Origin of the sequence: Streptomyces sp. I05A-00742 (assembly GCF_013055795.1) — a bacterium.
GTDB lineage: Bacteria > Actinomycetota > Actinomycetes > Streptomycetales > Streptomycetaceae > Streptomyces.
Map to the genome: position 1 here is coordinate 72477 of NZ_JABETO010000012.1, position 17778 is coordinate 90254.

Below are 17778 nucleotides of genomic sequence, written 5' to 3' on the forward strand. Positions count from 1 at the left end.
AGGCGTGTTCACCCAAGTAGGTGAACCTCGCCGGAAGCGCGGCGGGAGGACGCCGGGGGCGCGCGGGGAGCTTCCAGCGCCCCCCGCGGACCTCGGGCGTACGGGCTCCGGTACGGCTCCGGTACGGCCGCCTCCGGGTACGTCGAGGAGGGCGTCGAGGAGGACGCCAACGACGGGCCGGTACCTCCGGCGGCATGCGAAACCGCCCGGTAGCGGCCGGAAATCACCGGAACCGGCTGAATCCCACCACGGGTTCTGTCCGGGGTTCGCCGCAGCGGCTTTCGCGCGGCGCGCTCAGAAGCCGCGGCACGCTCAGAAGCCTCTGTGCACTCAGAAGCCTCGGCGCGCTCAGGAGCTGATGCCCCGGACGCGCTCGTGCGTGTGCTGCTCGATGTCCTTCACGGCGATGTCGAGCAGTTGGTCCGCCAGGACGTGCAGGGCACGGGAGGCGGCCAGTTCGTCGCCGATGTCGGGCACGTTCTCGTCCGCCGGGTGGCAACGGGCGGTCCCCTCGCCGACCATCGGGCCCGGGGCCTTGCCGGAGAGACGGGCCTCGGCGGTGACGACGTGGTCGTGCTCGGTGATGCCGACCGTCACGGTCCAGGACTTGTTGCCGCTCATGGACTGGCCTTTCTGCCGGCTGATTTCCCAGGCTGGCACGCACGCCCGCCCGTCGCACGCCGGGCAGGGTCAGACGGAGGGGCCCGGGCCGGCGGGCGGCGGATCGGGCGGATCGAGCGGGCCGGCGGGGGGCTGGGGTGGCTGCGCGGGTGGCCGGCCGGCCGTGCCGTCGCGGTCCCTTCGGTGGGCGCCGAGGCCGACGAGAGCCGTGATCAGCCCGGCCACGGCGGTCACCAGCCCCGAGACCCCCGTCATGATCGCGACGGCGTCGTTGACCGGCTCGGCGAGGGGCGGGGCGGTGGGGAGCTCCACGGGAGCGGAGGGGCCGGAGGGGGCAGGGGACCCGGAAGGGGCGCTCGGGCGGCTCGGTGACGCCGAGGGGGCCGGGAGCGGCGGGGCTGCCGTACGCGTACGTGGCGGGGGTATGGAGACCGGTGGGCGTTCGACGGGTGGGGCCCCTGTGGTCGGGGGGCGGTCGGGCGCCGAGGGGTCGAGCGTCCGGGCCGGGGGCGATGCCGGTCGCGTCCAGGGCCGCTGCGGGACGGGTGTCCGGGAGGCCGTGGGCGGGCTGCCTTCCCCCGGAGTCGCGGTCCCGGTCCAGCCGCCCGGGAGCGAGGTCGCGGCGTCGCTCGGGCGGCCCGTGGGCAGGGTGGTCGCCGGGGCCGCCGATCCCCTGTGGCCCGGATCCGTCGCCCGCAGCTGTGCCGTGGCCGCCAGCAGGACCACCCCCGCGGCGATCAGCCCGACACCCGTCCACACCCACCGCCGCGCGCGTCGCGGCGTCCACTTCCCGCGCGGAACCACACTCCGGGTTTCGGCCACACCTCAGGCTATGGACAGCTCCCGGCCGGAACCACGGACGCCGCTCCATCTACGCAGTTATGCGCAGCGGCGGCGTCCGCGTTTGCCATGGAAAAACGATCCGCTTCCCATCCGATTCCCAGGGTGATTTCTCAAACGGCAAGTCGCTCCACCGGCTTGTGCGTGTGCTGCTCGATATCCGAGGCAGCCGTGTGCAGCAACTGGTGCGACAACGACGACATGGCACGGGCCACCGCGAGCTCGTCGCCGATTTCCGGCACGTTCTCGTCGGACGGGTTGCACCGTGCGGTGCCCTCGCCGACGATCGTGCCCGTGGCGGCTCCGCTCAGCCTCGCCTCCGCGTTCACGGTGTCGGCGTTCTCCTTGATGCTGATCTGTACGTTCCAGCTCTTCATTCCGGTCATGGGAGCACCCTCTTCCAGCCGCTCAGCATGAACCATTTCTCTGTGGCCACACTCCCCCACTTACCATCGTCACACCGTGCCGCGCCGGTCGCACGCGGGCCGGAACCGGCACGCGCGCGCCCGGTGTTCCGGAACCCGTCGGTACCATCCCGGCATGCTGAGCGAGACCGTTTTCCGGAGCGCGGACGTGCCACCGGCCGACCGTTTCGACCTCTGGCGGAAGTACATCGCCGACAGCTATGTCCCCCTGGAGATCCAGGCACCCGGCACGGAGGGCTTCACCGCGACGCAGCGCATTCTGGAGCTGGGCGCCGTGCGTCTGTGGAAGGTCGAGCACTCGCCGATGAGCATGCGGCGGACCCCCGCGCTGATCCGGCGGTCCGACCCCGAGCTGTACCACCTCTCCCTGCCCCTGCGCGGCACCATGCGCGTCGCCCAGCACGGCAGGGCGCGCCACGAGGACCGCTACGGCGAGCGCGACCTGGTGCTCCTGGACACCTCGCGCCCGTACGCCATGGAGGCCGCCGCCGACCTCAGCCGGGACCGGATCTCCGGCACCGGGCTCTTCGTCCCGCGCGGTCTCCTCCCCCTCCCCGCCGCCCGCGTCGAGCGGCTCCTGAACCGCCGGCTGCCCGGGAACGAGGGCATCGGCGAGCTGCTGATCCAGTTCCTCACCCAGGTCTGGGACCGGGCCGGTGCCTGCCGCCCCGCCGACGGCCCGCGCCTCGGTACCGTCGCCGTGGACCTGCTGTCGGCCGTCCTGGCGCACATGCTGGATTCCCACGACCCCTGTACGCCGGAATCCCGCCGTCGCACCCTGGTTCTGCACGTCAAGGCACACATCCGCAGGCACCTCGCCGACCCCGCGCTGACCCCCGCGACGATCGCCGAGGCCCACCACATCTCCCTCAGCTACCTGCACCGCCTCTTCGAGACGGAGGAGGCCACGGTGGCCGCCTGGATCCGCCGCCGACGCCTCGAACACGCCCGCCACGACCTCGCCGACCCCGCGCAGCGCACGGTCCCCGTCCATGCCGTCGCCACCCGCTGGGGCTTTTCCCGCGCCGCCGACTTCAGCCGCGCCTTCCGCGCGGCCTACGGCCTCCCGCCCCGCGACTACCGCGCCACCGCACTCCGCGACGCCATCCTCCGCGACGCCTCCTTCCGCGGTGCCACCTTCCGCGACGGCGGGCACGCCCCGGGCCCCGGCGCCCACGGCCGCCCCCGCGGCCGGGACGCCTGAGGCGGAGCGACCGCCGTCAGACCCCGCCCGGAGCGGCCCGGGCGGGCGGGGCCGTCGCCCCGCCTCTCCGGCCGACGGTGATGACGTCGAGGCTGTCGATACTGTCGATGCCGTCGATGACGCCGACCGTGATCGGCATGACACACAGGCCTGTTGAGATCATGGGCACCTCCGGAGCGACAGTCAGTGACAGCGAGTGAACCTCTCGTAGTCTTCCCCGTCCGGAAGCCCCCGCGTCGGCGCGAAGGGGTTGTGCGGAGGTGCGCCACGAGCGCGCCAGGGGCATCCCAGGACGCCACCGCCACCCCGCACCCTGCCCGTCCCACCCGCCGGACGCCTTCCGCACCCGCCGGACGCGGCCCACATCCGCCGGCGGCCGCCCTACTTGCCGAACCGCTCGGCCAGCGCCTCTTCGTCGGCCAGGAACCACGTCTGCCGCCCTCGGTTGCATTCGCGCACGAAGTCACGGAGGGACGAACTCGCCGCCGTGTGACGGGAGATGTCCCCCAACACCACCAGACCCATCCGGTAGGTCACAAACTTCTGGATGAAGTCCCCGGCCACCCGCGTCTGCAACCGGAAGAACGATTCGTCGAACCGGTCGGCTGGTACGACGACCCACTCGGCGCCCTGGTACGAGGCATTACCCACGAGATCCACGGCGTCGCGTTCAGTGCCGATGCGTTCGCCCTCGGGGGCGCACATCATGACCGGGACGTCATGGATCTTCGTCAGAATGCTCATGGTCACAAGGCTAGTTCAGCTCCCCGCACGGGGCGCCCGCGAGCTGCCCGGCCGGGCAGGCGGCCGGGCAGGCGGCCGGGCGGGGAACGCCGGACCCCCGTCCCGGCGTTACCCCTGGCCCACGGCTCGGACATCGGGATTCCCGCCCGCCACCGTCACCCGCGCCTCACGGCCCCCGGCACGGCGGACGCGCCGTCGGCCGCGGGGACGACGGACGCCGGGTCGACGACCGCGACCACCCCAACCGGCGTGATCGCCGCGACCACCCGACCACCCCGAACCGCCCTGACCGCCCTGACCGCCCTGACCACCTTGACGCCGCATCCCTCCCATGCCGTTGCCCACCCTCCTCATGAGCGGCCCTCCCCATGGACGGAACCGCCATCCACCCTGCCGGGCCGCTCCGCCGGCTGTCGTCGGCGGAGAGTCCACAGCCTGTTGGCAATGCGTCCACCGGTAGCGGCCTGCGCCCGCCTGTTGGATCACTCCGCCCCGGCCGGTTGTAACCTCGGCCCTCATGACCTGGCTGCCTGAGGACTTCGTCCACCCCGTCCACGTGCCCGTCCCCGACACCGCGCTTCACCTGCGGCCGATCAGGGAGGCGGACACCGCGCTCGACTATCCCGCCGTGATGGGTTCCCGGGAGCGCCTGTGGGAGATCTTCGGCCCGGCCTGGGCCTGGCCCAAGGAGACGATGACCTATGAAGAGGACCGCATCGACCTGCTGCGGCACGAGAAGGAGATAGCCGCGCACCAGTCGTTCAACTACGCGCTGCTGAACGAGGAGGAGACGGCGATCCTCGGCTGCGTCTACATCGACCCGCCCGAGCGCACGGGCTCCGACGGTGAGGTCTCCTGGTGGGTCGTGGACGACCTCGTCGGCAGCGAGGTGGAGCGAGCGCTCGATGCCCTGGTGCCGCGGTGGATCGCCGCCGACTGGCCCTTCCGGCGGCCCCGCTTCCTCGGCCGCGACATCACCTGGCAGGACTGGCTCGCGCTGCCGCGCGCCTCGTGACCCGTCCGGGGCAGCGCCCGGACCGGGCGAACCATCCAACGGGGCACAGCCGTTGCGGGACATGGCGCGCAGGCCGACGCCTGTGAAAACCGAGGTGCCCCGGAGGGCATCGGTCGAGTAGCGTGCGTGCCATGTCGAGCCCCGAGTCGGACAAGGTGGGGGCTTTCGGTCACGCCGTCAGCCCCCTGAATCCCTGAATTTCTGAGTTCTTCGCAGCCCTGCCGTCCCGCCGCCCTCTGCGGCCGGACGAGTGTGCTCCTGGGTGCTGGCCGCGGTGACGAGACGCGTTTCGCCGTGCTTTTCCTCGCCTCGGAGCCCACTCGATGCCTCTTCCGCTGTACCTGCTCGCCATGGCCGTTTTCGCCATGGGCACCTCGGAATTCATGCTCGCCGGCCTCTTGCCGGACATCGCCTCCGACCTCGACGTGACCGTCGGGACAGCGGGCATGCTCACTTCCGCCTTCGCGATCGGAATGGTCACCGGCGCCCCGCTGGTCGCCGGGCTCGCCCGCGGCTGGCCGGCCCGGCCCACTCTCCTCGGGTTCGTCCTCGTGTTCTCGGTGGCTCACGCCGTGGGTGCCGGCACCACGAGCTTCGCGGTCCTGCTCGCCTCCCGGGTCGTCGCCGCGCTCGCGAACGCGGGCTTTCTCGCCGTGGCCCTCACGACCGCCGCCACGCTGGTCTCCCCCGGCAAGAAGGGGCGCGCGGTGGCCGTGCTGCTGTCGGGTACGACGGTGGCCACGGTCGCCGGGGTCCCCGGAGGATCGGTCCTCGGCACGCTGCTCGGCTGGCGGGCCACGTTCTGTGCCGTCGCCGTCCTCTGTCTGCCCGCGGCTCTCGGCATCCTCAGGGGAATCCCCGCACGGCCCGCACCGGAACAGAGGACCGGCGGACCGGCCTTGCGAGCGGAGCTCGCGCGGCTCAAGAGCCCACGCCTGATCCTGGTCATGACGCTCGGCGCGCTGGTCAACGCGGCGACCTTCGCCGCCTTCACCTTCCTCGCCCCCGTCGTGACCGACACCGCCGGGCTGGGCGAGTTGTGGGTCTCCGTGGCCCTGATGCTCTTCGGCGCCGGTTCCTTCATCGGTGTCACCCTCGCCGGACGGTGGTCCGACCGACGCCCCGGCCTGGTCGTCGCAGCCGCCGGGCCACCGCTCCTCATCGGCTGGCCCGCCCTGGCCGTGCTGGCCGGCCAGCCGATCGCTCTGCTCACCCTCGTGTTCGTCCAGGGCGCGCTGTCGTTCGCGCTGGGCAGCACGCTGATCACGCGGGTCCTCTACGAGGCGGCGGACGCCCCCACCATGGCCGGGTCCTACGCGACCGCCGCACTCAACCTCGGCGCCGCCGCCGGACCGCCCGTCGCCGCGACCACCCTCACCACCGCGGCCGGCGACCTGGGCCCGCTCTGGGCAAGCGGACTCCTCGTCGCTGTCGCCCTGCTCGTCGCGTTCCCCTCGCGCGGAGTGCTCGCGGCCGACCGGAGCAGCAAGACGCTCAAGTGACGCACGCGAACGGACCACGGGCAGCGGCGCGGGCAGACGGCCGGGGCACTCACGGCATCCCCCGGGAGCCGTGAACGGCACTCAGCCCTCGACGGGCCGCCACACGTACCGGACGTCGGGCTCGTTCTCCTCGTTGCCGCTGCCGTCGGTCCGCTCGACCGCGACGAAGCCGTGGCGCTCGTAGAAGCTCCGCGCCGCGTCGTTGATCTCGAACGTCCAGAGCGAAAGCCCGCCGGGCCGACGCTCCTTGGCCAGCCCGACGAGCCGGCCGCCGAGGCCGCGCCGCTGCCACGCCGGGGCCAGGTAGAGCTGGTCCAGGTCCTCGCCGTCGAGGACCATCACCCCGACGACCGCGTCGCCGGCGACCGCCACCCAGGTCTCCAGATGGGGCACCACCATGTTCCGGAACCACTCCCTGACCTCGTCGTCGGTGTGGGCCCGGACGACGGACGGCAGGGCCGTGGCGTGCGACGTGAGCCACACTTCGGCGATCGCTGCGGCATCGGCGTCGACCGCGCGACGCATCACTACGTTGTCTGTCTGCACAACAGCGCATCCTCACAGCAGCACAGGGCCATTGCACCCGGTCCGCCGCCGTGATCTTCATCGCGACGACGGGCGCACACGGGTCCCGGAGTCGAACACCCGAGGAAAAAGTAAGCCGTGGCGCAGTGTGACGATTTGACTACCCGAGCATCGCAATGGGATAGCTGAGCCCGCGCACTTCAGCTCCGCGGCCCCGACGGCTGGCGGAGCCGGCGTGCGCTTCCCCCCCACCGTTTCGAAGGAGACGCCCATCATGCTTCGACGCCTTGCCTCCACCGCTCTCGGCGCGGCCCTGGCGGTTGCCGGAACCGTCGGCTTCACCGCCCCGGCCCTCGCTGACGGCGTGGCCCACGACCAGTGCACCGCAGGAAACATCTGCTTCTGGTCGGAACCGGGCTTCAAGGGCGAGAAGACCGTCTACAAGTCCGCCCTGATCGAGTGCACCCGCATCATCAAGCCGTCCCAGGACGCCCCGGAACGCCGCATGACGGCCCGCTCGATGAAGAACCGCACGGAACGCACCATCGTCCTCGGCTACAACGACCCGCTGTGTCTGCTGCCGAACAGCACGACCCTCTCCCAGACCCCGCTCCACCTCAGCCCGCTGTCGGACAACGCCGACATGGGCGAGGGCATCCAGTACATCCGCACCACCTGACCTCCCGCCGGAGCACCCTCCCGTGGGCTTCTGACCAGGCAGGCCGGAAGCCCACGCCGCCGCCTGTCGACGAAGCCGGCCCCGACGGCGCGTACTTCTTCGGCGCTGTCGGAGCGGGCTTGACCTTGACGTCGGGTCAACCCTCCATCCTCCCGGAGGAGCTTCCTCGCAAGTCGCCTGGAGCAGCTCCGCAAAGGAGGCAGATGACCATGACAGCCCCATCGATCGCCGGTCCGGCGATTCGCGTGCAGGGTCTCAAGAAGTCGTACGGGAAGCTCGAAGTGCTGCGCGGCGTGGACTTCGACGTGGCGCCGGGCAGCATCTTCGCCCTGCTCGGCTCCAACGGGTCGGGCAAGACCACGACCGTGCGGATCCTCGCCACGCTCCTCAGGGCCGACGCGGGGACGGCGAGCGTCAACGGCTACGACGTCGCCGCGCGACCGGCGGAGGCGCGGGAGTCCATCAGCCTCACCGGGCAGTTCGCGGCCGTCGACGGGATCCTCAGCGGTCGGGAGAACCTCGTACTTGTCGCCAGGCTGCGCCATCTCAAGGACCCCGGCGCGATCGCGGACGACCTGCTCGACCGTTTCTCGCTGACCGAGGCGGGCGCGCGCAGAGTGTCGACGTATTCGGGTGGGATGCGCCGCCGGCTGGACATCGCGATGAGCCTCATCGGGAATTCGCCGGTGATCTTCCTGGACGAGCCGACGACCGGGCTCGACCCCGAGGCGCGCATCGAGGTGTGGCACGCGGTCAAGGAGCTCGCCGGCTGTGGAACGACGGTGCTGCTCACCACGCAGTACCTGGAGGAGGCCGAGCAGCTGGCCGACCGGATCGCGATCCTCCACCAGGGCCGGATCATCGTGAACGGCACCCTCACCGAGCTCAAGCGGCTCTTCCCGCCCGCCACGGTCGAGTACGTCGAGAAGCAGCCGACCCTGGAGGAGATCTTCCTCGCGATCATCAGCGGAGGCGGCGGGGGCGGCGGGGGCGACGAGGGCGACGAGGGCGACGAGGGCGACGAGGGCGACGAGGGCGACGAGGGCGACGAGGGCGACGGNCGACGAGGGCGACGAGGGCGACGAGGGCGACGAGGGCGACGGCAAGAGCGTCGCCACCGGCATGAAATCCAGGGGGCAAGGATGACCGCGTACTTCCTCGGCGACACCGCTGTTCTCACGAAGCGGACACTGCTCCATGTCACACGCAGCGTGGACACCATCATCACCACCGTCATCACGCCGGTCGCCATGATGCTGATGTTCGTCTACGTGTTCGGCGGCGCGATCGAGACAGGGTCGGCCTCGTACGTGAACTACATGCTGCCCGGCATCCTGCTCATCACGATCGTGTCAGGCGTCTCCTACACCGCGTACCGGCTGTTCACCGACTTGAAGAGCGGGATCTTCGAGCGATTCCAGTCCATGCCGATCGCACGGTCGGGCGTGCTGTGGGCACACGTCCTCACGTCCCTGGTCGCCAACCTGATCTCGCTCGTGATCGTCGTGGGCGTCGCTCTGCTCATGGGCTTCCGCTCGGGGGCGGGAGCACCGGTATGGCTCGCGGTCGTCGGCATCCTGCTCCTGTTCACTCTGGCGCTGACCTGGATCGCCGTGATTCCCGGGCTCTCGGCGGCGTCGGTCGAGGGCGCGGGGGCGTTCGCCTACCCGCTCATCTTCCTGCCGTTCCTCAGCTCGGCGTTCGTACCCACGGGGACCATGCCCGGCCCGGTGCGCTGGTTCGCCGAGCACCAGCCGGTGACGTCGATCGTCAACACGATCCGCGACCTGCTCGCCCGGCAGCCGGTCGGCGACGACATCTGGACCGCACTCGCGTGGTGCGCCGGCATCCTCGTCGTGGCGTACTTCTTCGCGATGGCCACCTATCGCCGGAAGATCGCCTGAGGCAGGCTGAGCCCATGCTCACGATCAGCCAACTCGCGGCGTACGCCGGGGTGACGGTGCGGGCTGTACGCCACTACCACGGGATCGGGCTGCTGCCGGAGCCCGAACGCGACCGGTCCGGGTACCGGACCTACGACGCCGCCGCGGTCGTGCGCCTGATCCGGATCCGCACCCTGGCCGACGCCGGCGTGCCGCTGGCCAGGGTGCAGGAACTCCTCGACGCCGGCCCGGAGGAGTTCGCCGAGGGCGTCCACGAGATCGACAAGAACCTGGGTGCCGAGATACGGCGGCTGCGGGACACGCGCGGACGGCTCGCCCGGCTCGCCGCCGGAGAGCACCTGGCGCTCCCCCGGAGCGTCGTGGACTACCTGGACCGGGTGCGCGGTCTCGGCGTCGAGGAGCGGTACATCGAGATGGAGCGGGATGCCTGGATCATGATCGCCGCCCAGGTGCCGCACCTGATCGACTCCGTGATCGCCAAGAAGCACGAGGAGCTGGACGACCCCGACATGGTGAAGCTCTACAGCCTTCTCAGCGGGGCACTCGACTGGCCGGCCGACGATCCCCGGGTCGTCGAGGTCGCCGACATCCTGGAGCGTCTGATGATTCGCGCCGTGGAGGCCGGCGAGGTGGGCGCCGACGGCTTCGACGACCAGTTCGTCGACCTGCTGGACTCGACCTTGGTCGAGTCATCACCGGGCGTCGTACGGTTGTTGGCGATCCTGCAGGGGCGTGGCTGGAGGGGCTGGACCCGCATCGAGCGCGTGCCCGCCGGCAGGCTCAACACCGAGCTGCCGTCTTCTTGAAGGGCACCTGTCCTCGGACGGTCCGCGGTCGCGTTCAGTATCCGGTGGACCGAGTTGCTGGCCCCGGGGGCCCGGCGCGATCACGCTGCGCGCCATCGCCCGCGAGACGGACATGACCGCCAACGCCATCCACGGCTGCTTCGCCACCCGCGACGACCTGGTCACCACGCTCATCAACGACGTGCACACCTCGCTCGCCGACGCTCTGGACGCGGCCCGGGACACCGTCCCCACCGCTGATCCGGCCGACCGGATCCAGGTATGGGCACGCACCTTCCGGGGCTGGGCACTGGCCCACCCCGACGGCTTCCGCCTCATCTACGGCGACCCCGTACCCGGCTGCACCGCCCCCGAGGGCGGCGCCGCCCCGGACGCCGCCCGGCGGCTCTGCACCGGCCTCACCGCCCTCGCGGCCACCGCCTGGCCGCACGCCGAACACCCCTGGACGGGCGGCGACTTCCAGTGGTCCGACTTCGACCCCGGCCTCCTCGACAAGGTCCGCCCGGCGCTCCCCGACCTCCCGCCCGCCGCCGTGGCCCTCGCCCTGCGCATCCGGGGCCACCTGCACGGCCTGGTGTCACTGGAGATCTACGGCCACCTGCGCACCCGGACCATGAACCCGGACAAGCTCTTCCGCGAGGAACTGGCTCAGCTCGTCCGGTCGTTGGGCATCGCGCCGAAGGGCTGCCGGCTTCCGGAAACCCCGAGCCCGCCCCTACAGCAGCGCAGGGCCGGCGCACCGGTCTGCCGTGAGCCGAACCGGAGCTCAACCCATGTCGCGCTCGTATTCCGGTGGCACCCCCGGGGGTTCGTCCAGCAGTCGTCGTGCTCCAGCCGGGCGCTGAACTCCCCGAGGAGGGCGCTCGCTTCGTCGCTCACAAGACCTTCTTCGTCATCGTGTTCTCAGGTTGGAAGGGCCGTCCAGTCGGCCCAACCGGGTTGCACATCCCGGGCAGTGGACCGGCGGGCACCTTCGGGACCAGGTCGTGGGCGGTGGAGGAGCGCAGAGCCGGGCGCTTCCTGGCCGCCACTCCCAGCTGTTCAAGCATTGAGCGGGCCCGTCAGATCCCGTCGGGCCGGTTGCGCCGGCGGTAGTCGGAGAGGGCGTGCACGCGGTGGTCCAGATCGAAGTCGGGGCCGAGCGGGCCGACGCGTTCGTAGGCCCACTCGGTACGCGGGTCGTCGCGGATGGCGAGGGCGTAGGCCGCCTCCAGTCGCACAAGCTGGTCCTCCTCGTCCAGAAGGGCAGCGAGGGCGTCCGCGACGGCGGCCGTCCGGTCGCGGGAGCCGGAGAGGGACTCGGCCGCACGGACCCGGACCCAGAGGTCGGGGTCCCGGATCAGGGTGAGCAGGGTCTCCCGGCCAACCGGGGTGAGATCGCCTCGGGTGGCGAAATACCCGGCGACGGCGACCCGAACCCCCGAGTCGGGGTCGCGCGACAGGGCGAGCACGGTGGTGACGACGACCTCGCTCGGCGGGGTCTCGCGCTGGATCAGGCAGAACACCGCCTCACGGCGGACGCGCGGGTCCGGGTGGTCGGCGTACCGGAGGCCGATGGCCCCTTCGTCGGGGTGGCCGTAGTCCGTGTAGACGTCCAAGACGCTGGCGAGCACCTCGCCGTCCGGCTCGTCGAGCACCCATTCCGCCACCAACTCAGCTTCCCGCACGGCGTCCTGGCGGTCGAAGACCTCCCCCGAGGAGTTCCGGGACCACAGGACGCCGGCGAGAAACCGGCGGTGGACGGGGTCGGGGTGGTGGCGCAGGCCCGCCAGAGCGGGCCAGTCCTCCGGATCATGGCGGGAGGCGAGGATGTAGCGGGCGGTGGACCAGTTGGCGTGCAAATCGTCCAGATACGGGACGGCTCGCGCCACAAGCTCCGCCACCGGCGTCAGAATGCCGAACTCCCGCTCCAGGTCCGTGAGAACGCCGCTGTGGCCCGCCCGGACGGTGAGCCCGCCGAGGGAGACCTCCTCGATGTCCGTGTACTTGTTGTCGTCCTTGACCAGGCGCCGGGTGGCCGGGCCCGCGGCCCCCGTGCGGCGGCGCAGCTCCTCGTCCTCCCCCGTCTCGTACCAGTGCCGGGCGAGGCCGAGCAGCCGCTTCCGGTCGGCTGCGGAGAGCCGCAGCCGGGGGTCCTTGCCGAGCACGGCGCCGACCAGCGCCGGGGAGCCCAGGTCGACAGCGCGCAGGAGCGGTGTCGTGCCGTCCGGCAGCTCGACGTCGGAGTCTGCGCCGCCCTCCGTCAGAGCATCGGCGGTCTCGTGGTCGAAGCCGGCCACGGCGGCGCAGAGCACCGGGAGGCCGTCGGGGCCCGGAGCGTCCGGATCAGCGCCGTCCCTCAGACATGCCCGTACCGCGTCGGAGTCCTTGGACGCCACGGCTGCCATGAGCCGGTCGTTCAGGTCGTTGAGGTCATGCTGCGGTGCTGTCATCTGCCCCCTCCTGATGCACCGTTGCCCAGCTTGTCGCCGGGCGACGGCCGACGAGTCCGAGCAGCCGCTCCAGGGCAGGTGAGCCCTCGGAGATCTCCACCACCGAAGCCAACGAACTCCTCAGCCGTGCAGTGTCCAGTCGGCACACGGCGTAGGAAGAGGAAGCTGGTCCGGGCCGACCTGCGCAATCACGGCTCCCGGGGTGGCGAGGGCACGGCGGTCCAACTCTCCGATGTCCGCGGCCGCGACACTAACTTCGGTCTCGCTTTTGGGCCACCCATTTTTTTTCCGGGGCGCATCAGCCATCCCGATGCTGTCGGGGGTGGAGGTTCCCGAAACGCACCAAGTAGCCGCAGCTGCTGCGGGTTTCGGTCCGGTACCGCAGCAAGCCCGGGGGCTCAGTGGTCATCCAGTAGCCGGTCGGGGCAGCCGGGGTGACGGCTGCCACTGCCATCCGGCGCGTGTTGGCTGCGTGTGTCGAGACGGGCACCACTCTCCCCACCGAGTGCATCTGCCAGTACGACGCCTAGGCGTCGGGGAGTTCGTCCGAGGGGTTCCCCTCCAGCGGCTCCTCAGGCGGCGCTTCCGGCGTCCGATCTCGGTCCGGTGACCCATCTCAGGTGGGTGTCGGAGATCTTGTGCTCATTGGCCGGCTTGCCCGGAGCGGGCGATACGACCATCACCGGGAGACCCTCACCGTGCGGCCCCCTGGAAGGGGTAGTGGTGGGCGGTGCGTGGACTGCTGTCCCCCTCTCGGTCCACCGGCGTGCACCCGGTACGCGGGCAGGTACAGGACAACGGGGTGCGGCTTTGAGGCGTGGAGCGCGGTTCCCCTGGTCAGGGGCATATCGGCGCTTGTTGCCGAGAGAGTTCGATCGGGTGGCCGGGATTCGCGGTTGACGGAATGTCGTGCCGCCCGGGCGGAATTCACCTCAAAGAAACGGAGGCGGCTGGTTTGCCGCCGGTTCTCCAGCACCTGAAGCCGACGGCTCCCGCCTCCTTGTCCGGGTCGGGAACACCCGTCGCCCACAGCCTTCCGGTCGGTTGTTCCGATGGTTTGACTTGCCTTCCATGCGTCTGTACTTCTCTCCTCGTCACCGCGAAGCTCCTGGCCTGCGGGGCTTCCAGCCGCCGGTGAATCGGTCGGCCTTCGCCCCACGTTGGGCCGGGGACGCATTCCTCGGAAGGGCCGGGACTCCTTCCCTGTTCGGAAAGGCACGTGCATGCGCTTCTCACCCGACCGGTATGTCCACGCGGGCGCGGGGGCGGGACTGAGACAAGCCGCCATGGCGCTCTGTGCAGCCACCCTGCTGGCGGGGGCCGGGGCGGCGCCCGCTGTCGCCGACACCAACTCCAGCACCGAGAAGTCCTCCCAAGTGCTGTGCAACGTGGTGCTGTTCTCGCCCGGCGCGCATCCTGACGGCTGCCACAACGTCCAGGTCGCCGACCAGGGCCTGGTCAAGACGGGCACCACCAACGCAGGTCTGATCGACTACCTCCGCGCCGACCTCCTCGGGCTGCTGCCCTGACCTACCGGCTCCCGGCGCGACCTCGCCCTGCAGCCGCGCCCCCTGCAAGTTCGGAGAAAGAGTGCAGCCCCCGATGCCCAACTTCCTGACCCGCACCGCCGTTATCGCCGTGACGGTGGCCGCCTTGACCCCCGTCATGGCCGCCAGTGCGGACACCAACAAGAACCAGCAGGACTCCATGCGAAAGGGTCCGACGGCTTCGGTGCTGTCGCTCGTCGGCGGCAGCAGCAGTGGTGCGAGCGGGCAGATCGCTCACCAGGACATGGCCAAGGCTCACACCACCAACAACTCCCTCATCGACTACTGGGGCCAATCCGACGGAACCAGCGTGGCCAGTCATGGAGGCAAGAGCTAAAGAAGAGAGCCAAGTGAACGAAGTCTGAGGTTGATTGAGCCATCCGATGGGCGGGCCTGGCGCACTTGCGCGGCCACGGTCACGGTCTCGCCACCTGTGGGCGCCCGCCGTGCGGACCGGAGACCGGCGGGCGCGTGCATCGGCCTATCCCTCGTCACTGACCATCCGGCCCCGAACATCACCTGAAGGAGAAGCCTGAATGAGCGTCCTGACCCGAACCGCCGCCCTCGCCCTGGCCGTCGGCGCGTTCGCCCTGATCCCCGTCGGCTCAGCCTGCGCCGACACCAACAAGAACCTGCAGGAGTCCCAGATCAGCGGCGGTCTCGCCTACCTGCTCTCCCCCGCCGAGCCCGGCAACAACCTGCAAGTAGGCCGCCAGAACATGACCAAGACGCACACCGTCAACAACTCCCTCATCGACTACATCGAGCTCGCCGCCACCAAGGTCACCGCCCCCTGACAGGTTGCACGAACGCGCACCCCCGTCGGCCGTCCCGGATTCCCGACAACCGGCTGCCGGACGGGCACCCGCAGCGTGCTGGTCAAGGAAGTCGGGATGACGCCGGTCGTCAGGCCGGGCGTGGTGGCGCTGACCCGGGGCCCGGCTGGCTCAGGTCGATCAGGGCTACTTCCGGGCGGAGAACAACGCGGCGGGCAACGGCCTGTTCATCGAGGCCCAGGCGGAGATCGACGTCGTGCGGGCCTGGGGTGGCAACCTGATCGCGTCCGCAGACGGCGGACGGTTCACGCTCCCACCCCCGCGGATCGCCGGCATCTCCGACGCGAGGTTGTGGCGGACGAACACCGCGGCCGACTACGGGCCGTTTCAACCGGCCTCGAACCACACCATCCGCCTGGACCGCATGCGCGTCCACTGGGGCGACATGCTCCGCCTGGCAGGCTGCGGCGGCTGCGGGACCCGCGCGACGACGACGGGTCCGACGACGGTGAGGACGAACAGCCGCGGACCCGTAGAGTCGGAAGGCGCCGGCCTGGCGACGCCGGGCCGCGGCGACCTGTGATCAGTGGCCGGGTTGGTTCTCGATTCGTGCCCTGGCTGGGTGGCTGGTCACTTGCCCATCAGGTCCGAGGAGGCGCCGGCGGCGGCCCCCAATAGTCGTCGACCGCGTCGAAATGCCGCACCATTCGACTGAATTCATTGTCGGTGTAGACCGTTCCGGCGAAGTCGAACTCCGGCTCCTCTCCTTCGTCCCATTCAAGCTGAGGCATGGTGAACTCCTCATTGAACAGCATGTCCTCCAGCGTCACAATTCTGATGGCGCCGTCGAAGAGCCCGGAGTCCGAGATCATGTACGGGTCCCGTTTGGCTATGCGTTGACAGGTCTCCTCGTCGAGGCTTGATGTGAAGCACCAGTAGAGGTTGACGTTGCCGAGCGAGAGGTAGAACCGGCGCAGCTGCGTCGGCAAGGGCGTTCCGAAGCGGGCCTCCGCAGCCTTGATGGTGTCTTCGGGGACGGGATCGCCCACCTCGAATTCGACCAGTTCCAACAGGGGATCTCGCCGGATTTCCTCGGCCAGTTCTTCCAATTCCGCGCGAAAGTCGAAGTCCATGGCGGGTGATCCTCCCACACGGCGCCCGGGGCGATGAGCATAGAGGTTGTCCCGTAAACGATCTCACCCTGCAATGATCTAGATCGTGTCAGGTGTGATCACGGCGTCGGAACCGTCCTGGACAGCCCCGTTCACCGGGCTGAGCCCGCGCGTCCTCGGCCAGTTGGTGACCGCGCCTCGCCGCGAGGGCGCCAGCTCCCCGGGCCAGGGGCGGCCGTGGGGCCTGCCGCTGGAGGACCGGGTGCTGTTGGTAGTCGCTTACTGGCGCATGTATCTGACGATGCGTCAACTCGTTCCATGGTGCGGCATCTCGCAGTCGGCGGCCAACCGCATCATCGACCAGGCCGGCCCGCTCATCGCATTCCGGCCTCGGCGCCGGTTCGCCAAGGACACCGTGCCGGTAGTCGACGGCACCCTGGTGCCTGCCCGGGACCACAACACCGCTGAACGCGAGCACAATCGCTCGTACAAACAGGTCCGGGCCCGCGTCGAGCACGTTTTCGCCCGCATGAAGACCTGGAAGGTCCTCCGCGACTGCCGTCTCAAGGGCGACGGGGTCCCACACGCCATGCTCGGCATCGCCCGACTGCACAACCTTGCTCTCACGGGATAGCTTCTGCCGCATACGAGACCTGAGAGGTCCCCGGGAGACGGCTCCCCCCTCGCAGTCTCGGAGGAGAATCAGGCGAGGCAGAACTCGTTGCCCTCAATGTCCTGCATCGTGATGCACGACTCGTTGACGCCATCGGCGCGCTGCGTCAGCACGTGTTTCGCGCCGAGCGCCATCAGCCGTGCGCATTCGGCCTCGAGAGTGGCCAGGCGCTCGTCACCCACGAGCCCTGTGCCGACCCGCACATCAAGATGCACCCGGTTCTTGACGACCTTGCCTTCGGGAACTCGCTGGAAGAGCACGCGCGGGCCCACACCCGAGGGATCAGCGCACGCGAAGTAGACCTCGTCCTCAGGCGGCAGCGAGTGGTGGTACTCCTCCCACGTGGCAAAGCCCTCCGGGACTGTCGGTACGACGTACCCCAGCACCTCGCACCAGAAGGCGGCGAGGCGAGCAGGTTCCGCGCAGTCGAAGGTCACTTGGAACTGCTTGATCGTTGACATCGGCGCACGATAACAGGGGCCCTGCTCATCTCCCCGGGCGGGTGGATCCACACGTTGCCGGGAGGACGGCCCCTGCCATCCGCTGCTGTGTCGTGCGGTCACAGGGGCGAACCGAGGTCGGCGCCTCTTCCAAAGGGTGGGACCCAGGATCCGGTCTCAGCCGACCCCTCTCGTGCCAAAGGTCAGTCACGGGACAGCCCTTAGGCAGACGTTCAGTTGCATGCCCTTCGGCGAGGACACCCCGGGAGCGGACATTCGCATCAGCAACGCCCGCTGCTCACACCTGCCCCAGGAAACTCGACTCCCAGCTCGACGCCCGCACCACACACGGCATCCCCCTGGACAAGGTCTTCAGCGAGAAGACCAGCACCCGTGTCCGGGTGCGCTCGCAGTTCGAGCGGGCGCTCGCAGCCGCGCGGGAGATCAAGGCGCACGCCCCGCACTGCCGGGTCGCCCTGACGGTGTACGAGGTGAAGCGGCCCGGCCGCGACGCCGCCGAACTCACCGCGCTC

At 70.2% G+C, this 17778-nt stretch carries 20 protein-coding genes and 3 pseudogenes; 13 read left to right on the forward strand and 10 right to left on the reverse strand.

Annotated features, from left to right (window positions below):
- Nucleotides 1–348 precede the first annotated feature (348 nt).
- From HN013_RS14380 to HN013_RS14390, 3 genes are all read right to left on the reverse strand, one after another.
- A complete protein-coding gene (locus HN013_RS14380) occupies nucleotides 349–621 on the reverse strand; it encodes a DUF1876 domain-containing protein (RefSeq protein ID WP_171166520.1) in 273 nt (90 codons plus the stop codon).
- Nucleotides 622–690: 69 nt separating this feature from the next.
- Nucleotides 691–933, reverse strand: a complete 243-nt coding sequence (locus tag HN013_RS14385) for a hypothetical protein (protein ID WP_171166521.1) — start codon at nucleotides 931–933, stop codon at nucleotides 691–693.
- Between the two features lie 641 nt (nucleotides 934–1574).
- The gene (locus tag HN013_RS14390) at nucleotides 1575–1847 is read right to left on the reverse strand and encodes a DUF1876 domain-containing protein (protein WP_171166522.1); all 273 of its coding nucleotides are present in this window, start codon (nucleotides 1845–1847) and stop codon (nucleotides 1575–1577) included.
- A 154-nt stretch (nucleotides 1848–2001) separates the two neighbouring features.
- On the opposite strand from HN013_RS14390, the gene HN013_RS14395 reads away from it, so the two are divergent.
- Nucleotides 2002–3090: a helix-turn-helix domain-containing protein gene (locus HN013_RS14395; protein ID WP_171166523.1), complete on the forward strand. Its 1089-nt coding sequence runs from the start codon at nucleotides 2002–2004 to the stop codon at nucleotides 3088–3090.
- A gap of 16 nt (nucleotides 3091–3106) precedes the next feature.
- Here HN013_RS14395 and HN013_RS14400 read toward each other — a convergent pair whose 3' ends face one another.
- Nucleotides 3107–3253: a hypothetical protein gene (locus HN013_RS14400; RefSeq protein ID WP_171166524.1), complete on the reverse strand. Its 147-nt coding sequence runs from the start codon at nucleotides 3251–3253 to the stop codon at nucleotides 3107–3109.
- Nucleotides 3254–3471: 218 nt separating this feature from the next.
- Nucleotides 3472–3834: a DUF4180 domain-containing protein gene (locus tag HN013_RS14405; RefSeq protein ID WP_171166525.1), complete on the reverse strand. Its 363-nt coding sequence runs from the start codon at nucleotides 3832–3834 to the stop codon at nucleotides 3472–3474.
- A gap of 517 nt (nucleotides 3835–4351) precedes the next feature.
- On the opposite strand from HN013_RS14405, the gene HN013_RS14410 reads away from it, so the two are divergent.
- Nucleotides 4352–4849: an N-acetyltransferase gene (locus HN013_RS14410; protein WP_171166526.1), complete on the forward strand. Its 498-nt coding sequence runs from the start codon at nucleotides 4352–4354 to the stop codon at nucleotides 4847–4849.
- 323 nt (nucleotides 4850–5172) lie between these two features.
- Complete coding sequence (locus HN013_RS14415) at nucleotides 5173–6351, forward strand: Cmx/CmrA family chloramphenicol efflux MFS transporter (RefSeq protein WP_171166527.1); 1179 nt, start codon at nucleotides 5173–5175, stop codon at nucleotides 6349–6351.
- A gap of 81 nt (nucleotides 6352–6432) precedes the next feature.
- Here the strand turns inward: HN013_RS14415 and HN013_RS14420 are convergent, their stop codons facing one another.
- A complete protein-coding gene (locus HN013_RS14420) occupies nucleotides 6433–6876 on the reverse strand; it encodes a GNAT family N-acetyltransferase (protein ID WP_171166606.1) in 444 nt (147 codons plus the stop codon).
- A 274-nt stretch (nucleotides 6877–7150) separates the two neighbouring features.
- On the opposite strand from HN013_RS14420, the gene HN013_RS14425 reads away from it, so the two are divergent.
- The 5 genes and pseudogenes from HN013_RS14425 to HN013_RS14445 form a co-directional block, all read left to right on the forward strand.
- Nucleotides 7151–7555, forward strand: a complete 405-nt coding sequence (locus HN013_RS14425; RefSeq protein WP_171166528.1) for a peptidase inhibitor family I36 protein — start codon at nucleotides 7151–7153, stop codon at nucleotides 7553–7555.
- Between the two features lie 209 nt (nucleotides 7556–7764).
- A pseudogene (locus HN013_RS14430) lies at nucleotides 7765–8529 on the forward strand (ABC transporter ATP-binding protein); the annotation flags it as partial.
- 207 nt (nucleotides 8530–8736) lie between these two features.
- A pseudogene (locus HN013_RS14435) lies at nucleotides 8737–9459 on the forward strand (ABC transporter permease); the annotation flags it as partial.
- A 14-nt stretch (nucleotides 9460–9473) separates the two neighbouring features.
- Nucleotides 9474–10265, forward strand: coding sequence for a MerR family transcriptional regulator (locus tag HN013_RS14440; RefSeq protein WP_171166529.1), 792 nt, complete (start codon nucleotides 9474–9476; stop codon nucleotides 10263–10265).
- 112 nt (nucleotides 10266–10377) lie between these two features.
- Nucleotides 10378–10857, forward strand: a pseudogene (locus HN013_RS14445) (WHG domain-containing protein); the annotation flags it as partial.
- A 56-nt stretch (nucleotides 10858–10913) separates the two neighbouring features.
- On the opposite strand, the gene HN013_RS14450 reads toward HN013_RS14445, so the two are convergent.
- Together HN013_RS14450 and HN013_RS14455 are read right to left on the reverse strand one after the other, a co-directional pair.
- Complete coding sequence (locus tag HN013_RS14450) at nucleotides 10914–11144, reverse strand: hypothetical protein (RefSeq protein WP_171166530.1); 231 nt, start codon at nucleotides 11142–11144, stop codon at nucleotides 10914–10916.
- A gap of 182 nt (nucleotides 11145–11326) precedes the next feature.
- Complete coding sequence (locus tag HN013_RS14455; RefSeq protein ID WP_249375009.1) at nucleotides 11327–12697, reverse strand: ankyrin repeat domain-containing protein; 1371 nt, start codon at nucleotides 12695–12697, stop codon at nucleotides 11327–11329.
- Between the two features lie 1223 nt (nucleotides 12698–13920).
- On the opposite strand from HN013_RS14455, the gene HN013_RS14460 reads away from it, so the two are divergent.
- The 4 genes from HN013_RS14460 to HN013_RS34130 all read left to right on the forward strand — a co-directional run bounded on the left by HN013_RS14460 (nucleotide 13921) and on the right by HN013_RS34130 (nucleotide 15603).
- Entirely contained in the window at nucleotides 13921–14226 is a 306-nt protein-coding gene (locus HN013_RS14460) for a hypothetical protein (RefSeq protein ID WP_171166531.1), read from the forward strand.
- A 73-nt stretch (nucleotides 14227–14299) separates the two neighbouring features.
- Nucleotides 14300–14581 (forward strand): hypothetical protein, encoded by a 282-nt coding sequence (locus tag HN013_RS14465; protein WP_171166532.1) that lies wholly within the window; start codon nucleotides 14300–14302, stop codon nucleotides 14579–14581.
- A gap of 199 nt (nucleotides 14582–14780) precedes the next feature.
- Nucleotides 14781–15041: a hypothetical protein gene (locus HN013_RS14470; protein WP_171166533.1), complete on the forward strand. Its 261-nt coding sequence runs from the start codon at nucleotides 14781–14783 to the stop codon at nucleotides 15039–15041.
- Nucleotides 15042–15186: 145 nt separating this feature from the next.
- Entirely contained in the window at nucleotides 15187–15603 is a 417-nt protein-coding gene (locus tag HN013_RS34130) for a Tn3 family transposase (protein ID WP_398979703.1), read from the forward strand.
- 58 nt (nucleotides 15604–15661) lie between these two features.
- On the opposite strand, the gene HN013_RS14480 is transcribed toward HN013_RS34130, so the two are convergent.
- Nucleotides 15662–16153 (reverse strand): SMI1/KNR4 family protein, encoded by a 492-nt coding sequence (locus HN013_RS14480; protein WP_171166535.1) that lies wholly within the window; start codon nucleotides 16151–16153, stop codon nucleotides 15662–15664.
- 85 nt (nucleotides 16154–16238) lie between these two features.
- Between HN013_RS14480 and HN013_RS14485 the strand changes: the two genes are divergently transcribed.
- Nucleotides 16239–16766 (forward strand): transposase family protein, encoded by a 528-nt coding sequence (locus tag HN013_RS14485; protein WP_171166536.1) that lies wholly within the window; start codon nucleotides 16239–16241, stop codon nucleotides 16764–16766.
- A gap of 68 nt (nucleotides 16767–16834) precedes the next feature.
- Here HN013_RS14485 and HN013_RS14490 read toward each other — a convergent pair whose 3' ends face one another.
- Nucleotides 16835–17266 (reverse strand): VOC family protein, encoded by a 432-nt coding sequence (locus HN013_RS14490; protein WP_171166537.1) that lies wholly within the window; start codon nucleotides 17264–17266, stop codon nucleotides 16835–16837.
- Nucleotides 17267–17778 lie beyond the last annotated feature (512 nt).